10 protein-coding genes are annotated in these 14,373 nt (G+C 65.9%); 7 read left to right on the forward strand and 3 right to left on the reverse strand.

The features are described 5' to 3' along the window. Positions 1 to 473 precede the first annotated feature (473 nt). Complete coding sequence (locus IPI67_17845) at positions 474 to 806, forward strand: hypothetical protein (protein ID MBK7582055.1); 333 nt, start codon at positions 474 to 476, stop codon at positions 804 to 806. Here the strand turns inward: IPI67_17845 and IPI67_17850 are convergent. From IPI67_17850 to IPI67_17860, 3 genes are all read right to left on the reverse strand, one after another. Beyond that, entirely contained in the window at positions 738 to 1,163 is a 426-nt protein-coding gene (locus tag IPI67_17850; GenBank protein ID MBK7582056.1) for a CBS domain-containing protein, read from the reverse strand. The two genes, IPI67_17845 and IPI67_17850, sit on opposite strands and share 69 nt — an antisense overlap. A gap of 292 nt (positions 1,164 to 1,455) precedes the next feature. Continuing rightward, positions 1,456 to 1,638, reverse strand: coding sequence for a hypothetical protein (locus IPI67_17855; GenBank protein MBK7582057.1), 183 nt, complete (start codon positions 1,636 to 1,638; stop codon positions 1,456 to 1,458). Positions 1,639 to 2,723: 1,085 nt separating this feature from the next. Then, a complete protein-coding gene (locus IPI67_17860) occupies positions 2,724 to 2,981 on the reverse strand; it encodes a hypothetical protein (protein MBK7582058.1) in 258 nt (85 codons plus the stop codon). Between the two features lie 1,259 nt (positions 2,982 to 4,240). Between IPI67_17860 and IPI67_17865 the strand changes: the two genes are divergently transcribed. The 6 genes from IPI67_17865 to IPI67_17890 all read left to right on the forward strand — a co-directional run bounded on the left by IPI67_17865 (position 4,241) and on the right by IPI67_17890 (position 13,941). Then, the gene (locus IPI67_17865) at positions 4,241 to 4,801 is read left to right on the forward strand and encodes a sigma 54-interacting transcriptional regulator (protein ID MBK7582059.1); all 561 of its coding nucleotides are present in this window, start codon (positions 4,241 to 4,243) and stop codon (positions 4,799 to 4,801) included. Beyond that, positions 4,792 to 5,130, forward strand: coding sequence for a hypothetical protein (locus IPI67_17870; GenBank protein ID MBK7582060.1), 339 nt, complete (start codon positions 4,792 to 4,794; stop codon positions 5,128 to 5,130). The genes IPI67_17865 and IPI67_17870 overlap by 10 nt, the downstream gene beginning before the upstream one ends. Before the next feature lie 2,216 nt (positions 5,131 to 7,346). After that, a complete protein-coding gene (locus IPI67_17875) occupies positions 7,347 to 7,784 on the forward strand; it encodes a hypothetical protein (protein MBK7582061.1) in 438 nt (145 codons plus the stop codon). Between the two features lie 3,019 nt (positions 7,785 to 10,803). Further along, positions 10,804 to 11,052, forward strand: coding sequence for a hypothetical protein (locus tag IPI67_17880; GenBank protein ID MBK7582062.1), 249 nt, complete (start codon positions 10,804 to 10,806; stop codon positions 11,050 to 11,052). 2,104 nt (positions 11,053 to 13,156) lie between these two features. Next, complete coding sequence (locus IPI67_17885; GenBank protein MBK7582063.1) at positions 13,157 to 13,303, forward strand: hypothetical protein; 147 nt, start codon at positions 13,157 to 13,159, stop codon at positions 13,301 to 13,303. A 137-nt stretch (positions 13,304 to 13,440) separates the two neighbouring features. Continuing rightward, on the forward strand, positions 13,441 to 13,941 hold the full coding sequence (locus tag IPI67_17890) for a hypothetical protein (protein MBK7582064.1): 501 nt from the start codon (positions 13,441 to 13,443) through the stop codon (positions 13,939 to 13,941). Positions 13,942 to 14,373: the final 432 nt, after the last annotated feature.

Here is a 14,373-nt window from a genome sequence, read left to right on the forward strand (position 1 = left end):
TCAGCACGTCGCCCGAGGCCGTCTCGAAGCTCACGTCCGCCACACCCCAGCCGGGCAACGCGATCATCGTCGGCATCACCTGCATCAGTGAGTACGGCTACGACGGTGATGCGGGCGTAGCCGGCGACTGTGTCCTCTCGAACGGCAGTGTCGCCGACAATCAGGGAATACCTACACGCGCGTCGTGCAGGGCGAACCGCTGGCGTCGAGCCACCAGAAGGCTCACTCATACATCTTCATCGCACAGAACATCGCGGCCGCGGGCTCGTTCATCATCAGCGTCGACCCAAGGGCCGCCGCAGGTGCAAAGGTATCGCCTGGGGTGCCATCGGAGGTCGCCGGATTGAAGGCGCCCCGAGCCTCGATGCGTGGGGTCTCAGTCTGGTCGGAGGAACCAACCCGCGACCACGACAACCGCCACGACAGATCTCGCCACGACGCAAGCGAACAGGCTGGCTGTCGGCGTCCTCACGATGCGCAGCGACGGTACGAACATGATGATCACCCAAGAAAGCGGCTGGGTCTCGCACCAGGTCCATCAAAACAGCACCTCCGCGAACATAAACCCGCCGGGGCACTCGATGGTCTCGAAGCTGCTGACGAGCTCGGGGAAGATCAGCCACGTGGACTTACGACATGCCCACGCGGAGCGTCGCGGGCGTCATCGCGACGTTCAGGTGCGTCGACGGACTGAGGCGATTGTCACGAGCGGCAAACGCTCGACGCTCGATGACTCGTTATTTGCTGCCGCCGATTTGCTTTTGCTGCAGCAGATGGTGCGCGAGCCGAACAAGTCGCCCTGGTGATGATCCCAACGAGCTTGCCACCTTCCTCGGTGACGAGCACGCACACGGCCCGCGCTTTCCATCACCGCCGCAACCTCCACCAGTCGTCGGTCCGGGCGCACCGGACGCGAAGTCTTGTCGCATGATGCGTTTGGCGGGCAAGCAGGACGATCTCGTCGACCTCTTTGGCCAGGTTCGTGAGGTAGCTGGACGAGGCATGCAACAGATCGGCATGGGTGATAGGGCCGACCGCCTTGTGTCGTCGTCGACGACCGGCAGGTGACGGAAGTGGAGCGTGGCCATGTGCTCCTCGAGGGATTCGAGGCTGTCTTCCGGGCCGATGGTGAAGAGCTGCCGCGTCATGAGGTCCCGCGCCATCGGGCTCGCCGCTCACCTCGAGGGCGGCGCTCCGACGCCCGCAGGCGCGGTGGAGGCGGCGGATGATGCGTCCGTGCTTTGTGCGGGGCCTCCGGCGACACGATCTCCGGCTCCACCTCTTCGACGATGCTCGGACGGTCCGACGCTTCCGCTTCAGCCGCCGTCGCTGCCTTGACCGCTTCGTCTTCCCCGTCGCTTGCCGCCTCGGGCTTTGTCTCCCCCTCACTCATGGCGGCTAAGTAGGACGACTGCGCACCACGTTTCAAGTTGATAGAACCTGGGCGGCTCCTGCTCACGAGCCCGACGGGCACTTCACTAGCGGAGCGATGGGCGAGAGATCCCACTGCGTCAGGTTCTGGTCATCGCACGACTGAAGCTCGCCGGAGATCACGTTGACGATGTCGGCGTATGTCTGGCCGGGCTTGTTGCTGGCCGTGCCGCCATTCTCGGCGACGCACACGAACTTATCGACCACGCATCAGCGGCGCCTCGCGGGCGGGTCCCGCCGGGGCTACTGCGGCGGTGCTCCATCGCCGTAGAGGCGATGCGACCGCCGACCAAGGACCACGGACGTTCTTGGGCTCCGTCGCGAGCAAGGCGTCGTAGGGGGGGGGCATCACCGCCGATCCACGAACAAGTCTGCCTTTGCCCACCGCAATGGACCAGACCACGTTGCTGAGACCGAGGGCCTTTGCCGGGGTTGACCGTTACCATCTCGAACAGCTGTTTGGGGGTGAGGATGTTGGCCCCAAAGCGCCGTCGTCGACCTGACTGGCGAAGCGCTCATCAGGCAGGTTCTGGCTACCACCGATGGACCAATCGGGTGCCAGGCTCACGTTGAGCCCCTTGGAGAGGGCGAAGCGGAATATTGGTAATCTTGGTGTAGTCCACACCGGAGCCGTAGAGGAACACGTTGGAGCGCGGTGACCAGACCAGGCCAGCCACCGCGCTCAGCCAGGTCGTGAACTCAGCGTCGCCGAAGATGTTCGTACACGTTGGAGAGTCTGCAGGGCGTGCAGACGGCCGTCGACCGTCGGCACCGTCCAGAGTTTGTCAAACTCGTTGAGCGGCAATGGCATCCACGCCCTCGCCGAGGTGGACCGGGTACAGTCCCGTCTTGCCGGTCGCGAGGTTGCTGCACACACTTTGCGCTCGTGGTGTTGGGAACAACATTTGCTGCTTGCACCTTGTCCCCTGGCAGGTCGTTCGAGATCTGGTCGATGGTGCGCGCGAGCGGAAGCCTTAGCGGGCTGTTGGCGGGGGTCTACGCCCGCGCCAAAGCACGATACCGTATCATGACGGCAATCAGGCCCGCCAGGCTCCCACGTACTCGTTCAGCTCGCGCCGATGCTGACCGGCGAGCTGTACTCGCCATTCCGGTATTGTTTGGCGTCGACCATCGCCCGTAGCGGGCGTCGCCCGGCCACTGGTTGTGATTGACGTAGACCTTGTTCGGCGACCGTCCAATTCGTCGAAGATGTCGAACAAAGATGTAGTTGACGCGTATCGATGGGGCCCGGCAGGATAGTGCCGTTCGTGGCCCGATACTCGGGCCGGGGCTCATCTGTTGAACCGCGCTCCGCGGCTCTCAGCGACGCAGGTGATGGTCTCGCCGTCGATCAGCCGCCGGCGAAAGCCCGCCTCCGTGACGACGGTGCCTCGCAGCAGGATCAACATCGGCTGCCCCTGCTGGACGATCTGAGCGTCCCCGGCTGGTGGCGGCATCGACCGCACGTCCCGCCGGAGCAAGCTCATCTCCAGTGCCGCAGAGGGCCCGTCCGTGACGTTCTGTGAGTACGGCCGGCCAGTACGTCGCAAGCGTCAGCAGTGCGGGGTTAGCATCGACGCGGGAGAATCGCCGCGCCGGCAGCGCAGACGCAGGTCGACGACCACGCCTCTCGCCCGCCGTGCAGGCATCAGCATCGTCACATTCGGCTCCAACCGCGCGTCGGACTGTTCGATGTGCCCTAGTGCACCCGATCGCCACGGACTGCCCGGCCCGCGTCCCTTGACGACCGAAACACTGCCGGACGCGCTCGAAGCAGTGGGCCCACCGACCGTGGCGTCCAGGTAGCTCGTCAGAGCAGACCCCCGCCGAGTGGCGAGCTGATGAGCCGGCACTCATCGGCGGTTTTCGCGTTCACGTACGAGTACGGGACCCACGAGCTCGCCGGGACCCACGAGGTCCGCAGGTCGCCGCTCGCCCGGCGGCGGCACACGTGCTGGAGGTCGCGGCGTGGTTCAGCATTGCTGTCGGTGACGGCAGGGGGCGCCGCCACCTTCGACGTCGTCCACGAACCAGCAGCTCGGATTTGATTGCGGTGTCGATCGTCGCCGCGGTGGGGGTTGTGGTAAAGCTCGATGTAGCCGGAGGGTCCCGGTGGCGCACTCGTTCACCAGCCGAGGGCCGCGCCGGTCCAGGGCCTCCGTCTCGGTCCCCACCGACTCCGTCTGGGGGGTGATCGAGTCTCCGGCGGTTTATGCCAACAGAGTCAGCGCAAAGGGCAGGAGAGATCAGGTCTGAGGGGTGGCTGCGCACCATGGGGGTGTCTCCCCATCGAGCCAGCGGCCCAACAGCACGGGGCCATGCCAGCGGCCTGGCTCCAGGGAAGTCGCAATAAGTCGCGTGGATCTGCGGTGATGGAGTTGCGCTAAAGCTTATTAGTGCATGCGTTGCTAGTAGATATGTCGGCTGAGCAACTTACTCGAAGGCTGCGCTTCCACGCCGCCGCGGAGAGCGGATCGAGCGCGTGGTGCTCGGGCGGGGATGGAGCGCACCGGTTGCGCTGCGCTTCCGGTGCCTTGTTCGTCTGGGGACGAGACCGGAGAAGGCTCTGCGGCTCGACTTCCGCGTCGGCTCCACTGAGTCGTGATGACCGTGCCGGGGCTCTTGCTGCGCCCCGGGACCGACGGCGTCGGACGGCATCGCACCCCCTGGGTGTTCCGGAACAACCAACCCTACCGCTCCGACGACACCCCTCGCGATCCCCCACTACGCGGAAGTATTTGATCGACGTTCGCTCGATCGTCGCGAGGTTCCATCGTATCAGCGCCGTCCGACTTCCGGAGTACTCAGCGTGTCGAGCGCTGAACCGAGCGCCTTCGCCGCAGATACCTCGAGAGAAGTCTGGGCGAGGTGGCGCGAAGCGCAGCAGGACGTTTCTGCGGCGCGCTCCACATACCGGGCCGGCGCAGGCGCCAAACGACGTCCTTTCCTGCCTCCGGCGCTCCCGCCCGAGTGGCTCCTGGCTCGAACCCAGATCAAACAGGTCGCCGAGACGGACATCCCGGTGTTGATCCAGGGGCGAGTGGCACCCGGCAAGGGCTGGTCGCTCACTCCATCCACTTCAATAGCAAAGCGTCGCGAGGCCCCTTCGTCTCCAATCAACTGGGCGGCAATCCCCGGCAACTGCTGGAGGAGCATGTTGTTCGGGCACGTGAAGTGCGCATTCACCGGTGCGACCTTCACCAAGCTCGGGAGCTGGAGAAGGCCAACGGCGCGGAAGGCTGTTTCTGGACGAGAGGTCGGCCTCGCGCGCCGTCGCTGCAAGCGAAGTTGCTGCGGGTGCTCGAAGCCGGGAGATCCTGCCCCCGTCGGCAGCAACAAGGGGGCGCCAAAGCCATCGACGTGCGCCTGATCTGCGCTACCCTTACCGCGATCTCTTCCGGACACCATGAAGGTTCGGGCCGGCACCTTCCGCAGGATCCTCCTTACTACCGCGTTGGCGTCCTCACGCTCGAGTTGCCGGCGCTTCGTTCGTACAAGAACAACCTCGAGGTGATCGCTGGGACCTTTCTCCGGCGCGCCGCACAAGATCTCGGGCGCGGCGATCTGCGCTCCTCAGCGCTGACGCCGTGGCGGCGCGAAGCCCGCTGGCAGATTTTCCAGCAAGTGGCCCCTTGCGGGAGCTGCGCGAACTGCATGGAGTACGCCGCAGCCATGAGTTTGCGACGGCGGATCGCCTGAAGACCGCCGCCCAACACTGCGTCGCAACGCGTGGGACCGCAGGCGGAGCCCGACCCTCCGCTGAAAGGGCCTGCTCAGCTGAGGGAGGAGTGGCCGGCCCCGCTCGAACGACGTTACTTTTTGGAGCTATTGAACCCAGTGCGGCGGCAACGTGCGCAGGCGGGGCAGAGCAGGCCGGCGTGAACACCGTCACCACGTACCGGCTGCTGAAGCGCCGAGGTTTGATCGTCGGCCGCGCGGCGAAGCTAGCCCCGCCCCAGCCAAAGTCTCCCGCAGACGACGACGGCAAGACCGTCGGCGCCATATCGCGTGGACGCTGGGACGGGGCGCTCACTACCGAGCTTGGCGTACGGCGACGACAAGCGCTCGTGGTGGCGCGGCAAACAGCGGATCGCAAGAAGGCACGGTCGCTCATTTGTTCGACCGAAACGGCGAGCCGCGGTTCAACGCCTTGGGTGCGCGACTACAGGCGTTCGCGGTCAGGTGGTTTGAGCAAACGAAGGCATGCAAGGGCACCTTCCGGCCCTGTTCACGGCGGCAACCTGTGGTCATGGCTCAGGGCCAACCGGGCTACGATTCCGTTGCCATGGGCACGGTTGGGTGGCGCATGGAGTGGCAGCGACTGCTGGCGCGCTGAGTCTCACGTCGTCCCAGTCCGGCGCGAGGCCAACGAACGGTTGCAGCTCGTGCGCGGTCGCGAGGGTCATTGCCCGCGTCGATGAATCGTAAGCCAACTGCGCACTGATTGCCGAGAAATAGCGCCGCCGAGCGCAGAGCTTGTCGCGCGCATTGCGGTAAGTCTCAGTGGAAGCCGCATTCCGTGGCGGGAAGCTTGTAGCCATCTCCGAACGGCAACATGGCCCGCTCCGCATCCGCGTCTCCCGGCGCTTCCGCGGGCAGCCTCCTGCTCAGTGGCGTCATTCACATCGCTGTTCATGTGTTGGCGACCGGCGGATCTGTGACCGCGCGTGACCTGAGCTCTACGAGATCGAGATCGAGCCGGAGCCTGCCCCGCGCCGCGGTTGCTGCCGCGCCGGGGCGCCTGCCGCCGTCCGAGGCCCGCGACGAGTCTCGCCAGGGCCTGGAGCCGGCGGCCGGCTCCGCCTCCCCGGAGCCGTGAACGAACGGGGCATCCGGCGGGACCCCGCGAGTCAACTTCCTAGATCGGACCGAACACGCCCATCGGCAACGCGGCCGTGCCACCTGCTGCGAGGCGGGCAGAGTCCTCGCCGCGTCGAGGGAGAGGGGCGACGCGTCGTGGACTTCACGATGGTGCAAGGCTCGGCGGGTCGCTGCGAGGGTGGCCCCCTACCGCTTCGAGCGGCACCAGAGCGAGACCAAGGTCACGGACCCACGCGCGACCGGCGCCGGGATGACTCCGCGCAATGCGACCGCGGGCCAGTAAACCACCTGCAAAAAACCTGGGCAGCGGCGCGCAGCGCAGACCAGGCCCCCGCCGAGCCAGGTCAGCTCCGCACGACCGGTCGTCACAGCCTGGAGTTGCGCGTTTCCCCGCAAGCCGACGTCGACACAGATCCACTTCGCGCGCGTCCTGGTGGCGGTGACCGTCAGCACGACGTCGATGCGCTTGGCGGTGACCGTGCTGTCCGATCCCGGTCACGGTTTTGGCGCCTCCTCCGCACGCGCCTGCGCCCTCGGTTTTCCGCGCGTTTGGTCGGCGCGCGACGCATGTCGATTCGGCCCCCATCACTGCGACGACGGCCGCGCACCCCTTCCATGTGACCTTCACTCGCTGAATCAAACGGCATCGGCCGGAATCCGGCTCTCGACTCTGACTCGTGTTTCCCCCTTTCCGGGCGAAACACGAGGGCTCCAGGGGTCAGGCTCAGGCTAGCAGGCTTCTGGGGGCGCGCGTCGAGCGATCGAAATTTTAGAGAGCCCCTGGGCGCACGGACGAGCTCGTCGTACGCGGGTTCGGAGCCGCCGTTCATGAGCCGGTGGCGCGAGGACCGTCTCCGCGTCCGCACGCCGCTCACCCCCCGCCGCCACACTCCGCGCCCATGGCGATGATCACCGCGGATCCCGAGCGCGAGCACGGCGTGCCCTTTCCCAGAGTCCTGCGTTCCACTCGCAACGGAAGGCAAAGATCGCTCAGGAGTCCGAGATTGTGTCGCCTTCCCGAGCCGCGGACCGCGCGCGCGGCGTCGGTCAGATCGCGCCAGATTAGCATTCCTGAAGGTCATAGACTGCACTGGATGAAAGCATTGACAGTCCGCGACGTGGATGGGAGCTGGCGCGCGCCCCCGAACGCGAAGAAAGCCGCGTTCCTCGCTGAACCAGACGGTGCCAAGCTACTCAGGCAAGCGCTCGGGCTCAAGACTCGACTGCGGGTCCGGGTCCAACCCGCTCGGAAAGCGCCTCGCCGGGACCTGGCTCGAAGGAAGACCTGGCGCGCTTCGAGCCGAGAGACACGTCCCATGTTCGAGCGTGTCGACGAAGAGAGATCTGGAAGCGATGAGGATCTGCCTCGACACCTCCGCGTCAGCCACTTCAAGCGCGGTGCGCCCACGGCCATCGAGGTCATCGACGCGGCGGAATGGTGGGCTTCCCCGGCGGTCGCCCTGGGTGAAGCTGCGCACGGGCTTTTTGCACTCGGGCGCAAGTCGCCCGAGAACGAACGCGAGTTTTCTTAGCTGGCGTTCCTGCGGAACCCGGTGGTGGAAGTCCTCGACGTCGATGATGCGGCTTCGCGCATTTACGCGGAGATTAGTGGTGGCGCTGCGCAAGGCAGGGATTCCACTCCCCGACGAACGACATCTGGATCGCTGCCGTTGCGGCCCGCGAGGGGCTCCTCGGTGGTCACCTTCGACGAGCACTTCCGGGCGATCCCAGCGGGTGGGGCGTGGTGCTGGGCGCGTGGCAGGCGCCCCCCTGCACCTTGATTGGAGTGTCCGTTACCCCCGAGTCCATGCGGTGTCTTTCGCGCCGCGCGGCCCAACCTGCGGAGGTCCAGGTCGGTGACCTTGACCAGAGGGGAGGGCGGTACTGACGAAGATCGTGACCTTCTGGATATTGGCCGTTCCTCCAATTTTTTTCTGAGCCCAGAACTTCTTCGTGGCGTTCGTGGCGTCTCCCCGTGGGCGCCGTGGTGGCAAATCTTCTCTTCTTCAGCCACGGCGGCAGGCAAGACGCTGACGACGTCGTCGTCGATGCAGGGTGGCCAGGCGATCGTGGGCCGTCTCGCCGCGGCTTCTTTCGATGACGATCAGGGCGCTCCCCCGACGCGCTCCCGCGAGCGGCACGTCGGCAGCCGAGTGACCACCAGCGAGGGCCGAGCGCGAGCACCAGTCGGCCCAGCTCGGCCGCACGCATCCATCGCGCCCAGGGCGTGCATGTCGAGGCTTGCCCGAACATCACCACCGCCAGCTTCATCCACGGCGCCACGCCGTGCAGGCAGGCGGCTCAACGCGTCCGCTCGAAATCGGTCATACGGCGCTCGACGGGCTCGCAGCGCCGGCGCTCAGCCCCTCCACCTCGGAGTTCGTGCCCGTGAAGCTCGCTCAGCTTCTTCGAGCTCGTCCTGCCGCCGCCTGGTGCAGCCATCGAAAAATTGGGTGACCAGGCTCTCGAAGCTCACGCGCAGCCCGAGCTCGACCAGCAGGATTGCGCGGCGGCGTTGGGACCAGCAGGCGTCGCTTTAGCCGAAATAGCCCTCGAGCTTGTACTCCAGTACTGGCGCCCCGCGTCCTCGTCCGCCATGAACTCCTGGAAGTAGACCGGCGCGCGCTTCTGCCCAGACCCCGGTCGGACCGCGAAAAATCCGGGATGCCGCTGCCCGTGGGAGATGCTGGAGCCGGTGAACACCAGGACAAAGGAGGAGCGCTCGATGTGAGCTCCCGTAGCTTGTCAGTGGCGACGGACATCACTCTGGGTCGATACGCCAGACTTTGCCGTCGAAGTCGGTGACGTACAGCTCGCCGACCGCGTCACTTGCCAACGACGGGATCGATCCCGGCTTGCCCGCCGAGGTGATGTCGGCGGTGATCTCGGCGATCACTAACTTCGCACGATCGGTTTGCGCTTGGGCTGGCCGCGTGGCAGCGCCAAGCTCTCCGTGCTCGGCGTCCGCGTCGGCCGCGTGGACTCAGGAAAAAACCAGGCGCGATGACAGGGGCTCCAGCGCACGCGCGGACCGGAGACCATCCCGCGCTGTCCGTATGACGTAGCGATCGATACCTCCGCGCCTCGCGGCCGACGAGCGCTAGTGCACAAACGAGCGGCACTGGGAACGCCAGTGCTCGAGGTGGGGCGACGAACTGACTGCAGGCTCGTCACGTCCACAAGATCTTGACCGCGTTGCTTTCGGTGGGATCCGCCGTGCGAAGCCGCAACGGTCTGACCATGGCCGGCGCAAGTCAGGGCGCACCAGGAGGGCGATACTGACGACAACGGACGGGGCTCGCCTGGCTGTTCCGGACTCAGGCAGGCTGGCGTGGGCGGGCCCTGGCGCTTCGATCTTCCGCCAGCGCGGCGGACGGATCTACTGGCACCGGTGGCGGCCGGCCTCGCCCCCACGGCGAGCGCCTGCTCCGCCACGCGCGCCGGAAGGGCAACGCTGCCGAGGTGGAACGACTGCGACCGACGGCGGCACCGGTTGGGCAGCGCCGGCACCCGGCGCGCACCGGCGGCTACGTGATGTCTTGCCCGACGATGGACGACGGTGCGAGGTCCTCCGCAGCAACATCATCGACGTGGTCGCGACGTCATTTGCGGACGACACCGCACCTCTACTGGCCGTTTCACGCTGGTGAGGTGGCGCCGGCCTGTTCCGCGTCTATCGGCTGGCCGTGACACCGACTCCGTACTCGAGAACCCTCAGGACGCGCCATGCGGTGAGGAAACAGAATAGCCCGGCTCCTTGCCAAAGCGTTCTCGTTGTTTGGCGTCGGCCTGTGCCGCGTGGCAACCGCCTGCGACGACTCGGAAGTCCCGCGCACGCGCCCGCGTGCACGGACTGACCCCGTCAACAATGACCGAGAACAATCAAGATCTTACTCCAGAATCTGAGATGGTACGTTTGCGTACACGCTCAGGTTGGCATGATGCACGCACGCACGCACGCACGCACGCTCACGTGCTGCGACAACGAAGTGGGAAGTTCTGGGCGCCAACGATGTGTCGGGAAGTGCGCTGCCGGATGCGGCGTGCACCGAGTGCTGCGTGGTTTGAGAGTCCCGTGGACGTGGAATTCGCGCCTGGGCGCCCCTGCGGCAGGCCACGATGACCGCCGGATCAGTGCAACCTCGTCTGCTGTGCATGGGTCCTGGACTGGGTTTGTGGCGAGCGGAGTGCCAGCCGAACGGAGGCGTGCCGCTGGAGCAGGAGTACTGCTTGGGAGCCGTTGCTCGGTCGCCCTGGTGTGCCTCGCTCTCGGTTGCGGGCAGACGACCACGGATGCGCCAGCGAGCGGCGGGGGCAGGGGCTCGGGGACCGGCGGCGAGGGCGGCGGGTGCGTCGGAACACACTGGCGCGGCTGCCGCCGTCTCCGGCGCGTCACGCCTCGCACGGACCATGGCGCGACCGCCGTCCCGAAGGCGACGTACCCATTCGTCTGGGGAGGCCGTTTCCGAGAAGCTGCGCGGAGACGGCGTCCGCATCCCTGCGGGTCGGCACGAGTCCCTCCCCGATCCGGGCAGGCGCGCCGGTCCGCGGATGAACCACGCCATGGTCGTCGCCGGCGGAATGCTGGTGGTCTGGGGCGGCGACGGGTACGGACAAGGCGTGTTGGGTGATGGTGCTCGATTCGACCCCGTCGCAGGCGTGTGGACACCCGTGGCCAGTGTCCGGAGCGCACCAGTGCGCGGCGTGGACAAGTTCAGGGTATTGGGAAGCGGCTTGCTCTTGAGGGACGGGTACACGAAAGACGGCGTGCTTCTCAGCGACGAGCGCTACACGACCTGAACTCCGATTCGTGGTCGCCCGTGGATCACGCCCCCTCAGTGCTTCGGTTGCGTGACGGTCACCCGCTGGGGAGTATAGCTGCTGACCGGCAGACTGCATGAGTCGAAAGGAGGTCGCCGGTTACCTGTTCGACGCGAAGACAGGCAAGTGGAAGCTGCCTCCGACGGACGACCAAAACCGGGGCTCGCGACGGCGCGGTCGCGTCCTGGTCGCCGACGAACGAAGAGGTCATCATTTGGGGTGGCGGGGACGCTTCCAAGTTCCGCTGACGACGGTGCTCTTCTCAATCCCGGAGTGGAAGTGGGGAAGCGGTGTCTGGCGCCAGCGCCCCTTCACCCGATCGGGTGCAGCGGGCGCGGTGCTCCCGCCTTAAGCGAGGCAGGGAAGTTGAGTTGTCTTCAGTGGTACCGGTGTGGAAGGGCTGCTGGCTACGGGCGGGATTTACGACATCGCGACGGACACACGGACACCGCTCACCGAAGGTAGAGTGCGCCCCCTCCAGGCGCGCGCACTCCACAACACGCTGACCGTACTCCGGTGCCGGAGACCGCGCAGTGGTTTGGGGGCGGGATCGGATCCGACAGACTAAACCCGCGCCGGAGCAAGGGCTGGGTGCTCTCCCGGAATGATGCGTGCTCTGCAGCGCGTACCGTGAAAGCCGCACTCAGTCGTAGCCCCAGCTCGAATTCACCCGAACTGACGTCCGGATGGTGGCGCATGGAAGCGCCGACAATTCGGGCTTGCGGCCCCCGGGCCGACGCCAAACGCCGTGGCGTTGCGGAGCTGCTGCACAAGCCCCGCTCGGAACCAGGTTGCTCGTCACCCCGCTCACGATCTTGCGCGACCAGCTCGATGATGAAGAACGCAACGAGCGGCCGGAACCAGATGTCGTAGGTCTGGATGAAGTCGCACGCCCAGATTTGGTGCATGTGATTGCGTAGGAAGGTCGCCCAAGTTTGGCCCGACGGCGGGCGCGGTCGCGCCGACCGCATGCTTCTGCACTGTGCGCTTGGCGACGCGGATGCCGAGCTTCAAAAGCTCGGCTCGGATGCGCCGCTCCGCGCCCCAGAACCAGTTGTCCCGCGCGATTCTCTGGATGAGCTCCACGGTTTCCGCTGCGACCCGCAGTACAGCTGGCCCTGGGAATGGCGTGACTTCCAGCGCCAGAAGAGTCGAACCCCGTGACGATGCCTGCGAAGCGCGGTCTGGCTGGATCAGAAGAATGGCGCTCTGCCAATGGCGAGCGAGACTTGCCAGGAGGACCATGAGCCCCGCGCTCGTGCGCGAAGCTAGGGCGCGCGACCGATCACCCCCGTCAGGTGTCACGAAAGCGCGTCCGCGCGGCGACGATGAGTTGCTGGCGCGAAGGGTGTTCTCCGCGATGAACCCTCGCGCGACCGGAGCTCGTCCTCGACGAGTCCGACGAAAGAGACGTTGGCCGCGTCGTCGCCCGAACGGCAGTGCACCCGTCGCACCACGCCGGCGACGACGCCTCCAGCCCATCGAGCAAACACGGCCAGAACACGAGGATTGTCGTAATATCGGCGCGCTGTTCAAGTCTTGTTCGCCTCCGATTTCGGGCGATCATTCGGCGGATACCCGAAGTAGCCAACACAGCGCAAAGAAGCGGCGGTCACTTCGCGTCACTCCTGGTCCGGACTCCTCTACTCCGTCCTCGTTCTCTGGTTCGCCGAGGGCTTCCTCGAAACCCGCTGGCCAGGCTTCCTGTCCGACCGTGCTACGCGCACAAGCGCGGCCTCCTTCCCCCGACATCCTCCGTACCGCCCGTCACTTGCCCTCCGGCATCGACGTTCTGGTTCCATTCAACCTTTCCGAGAACTTGCAGCAACCTCGACGCCCCCAGATCGTCATCTTAAGCATGCACTGAACCCCACCGGTCCGAACCGGACCCGAAGTCACTGCCTAGAAGTCTGTAGCCTCTCGTGTTTCGCCCGAAAGGGCGAAATCACGAGGCTGAAGACGTTGGCGGAGCGCCCGTTGCTCGCGGCGGCGGCGATCGACTATGCCGGACGGATGGAAGAGCTGATCGTTCTGCTCGTGCTCACGCGGGCCTGGGGCCTTCAGGCCTGTTCTACTGTACGCGATGACCGGGATCATCATCGTGCAACCGTTCACTCAGGTGGTGGTGCTGCGCTTCGGCAAGAAACAACGCACCATCGAGGACAACGGCCTGGGGTACACGTCTTCCCGCTGGGGCGCAAGCTGTACCGGATCTCGAGCCAGGTCGTGACGACCGAGACCTGCCACACCTCGCGGTGGTCGAGGTCAGCAGCACCCCATCGAGGTGTCGGCGATGTGCTCTACCGCGTGCGCGATGCGGCGCGCGCCGCGTCTCGGGTCGAAACTGACCGCTGTTCGTGAACTCGGTTGGCGACGGTCTTGGTCAAGAACATCTGCGCCCACTACCCATACGAGGCCGAGGACCCGGGCCAGCCCAACCTCAAGCACGAAAGGTGGGGTGGTGACTCGTCCGCCGATCACCACGCTGCAGGGCTGGTGGTTCCGGCCGGGGTCAGGGTCCGCGACCCGCGTCTCAACGCGATCTCACCTACACCGCAGGAGATCGCTCAATCCATGCTGCTCAGACAGCAGGCAGCCGCGATGGTGGATGCACGGCGCACCATGGTCCGGGGTGCGACCGAGACGGTGCGAATTGCGCTGGGGAAGATGTCGAGCTCAGGCCTCCAGTTGCCGCCCCACGCGCTTCTGCCAGGTCGCGCGACCACGAACCTCAGCGGTAAAGGTGCTCTGCAGCGGAGAGCGCGTGCAGACGGTCATGCCCATCGCGGTCACTCTGGATCCGACGAGGCCCACAGCGCAGGTGCAGTCATGACCGAAGAGCTCGGAGAGCTGCTCGGGAACAAGTAATTGAAATTGGGCTTCATCCGGAGCTGAAATCCTGCTGATCCTGATCTTGCCGCGGGTTCTTCGTGGTCGAGCCGCGCGTCACGCCTTCGTGGTGCTGTACTGGGGCAAAACCACCGGCGCGGCATCGTTGCAGCCTGGCATCCACTGGGCGTTCCCATCAGGCTCGGATGGCGCCGGGTCTCGTTGCGCGATGCCCCCGCTGGATCCCGCTGACCACCATCGTGAGCACCCCCGGCAACCCGATCCAGGCCACCGCGGTGTGTGTCTTTCGTCGTCGATCCGGTGAAAGCGACGCTGGACGTGCAGGACTATCGCCTTCGTGAACAAGCAGGCCTCTACGGTGCTGAAGGCGGTGTGTCGCGGCACCGTACAGGAAACTGAGAACCTATTCAGCCCTGTCACGAAGAAGGAAGCGCGGAGATCATCCACGCC

Source organism: Myxococcales bacterium (genome assembly GCA_016706225.1).
In the GTDB taxonomy this organism is placed as follows: Bacteria; Myxococcota_A; Polyangia; order Polyangiales; family Polyangiaceae; genus JADJKB01.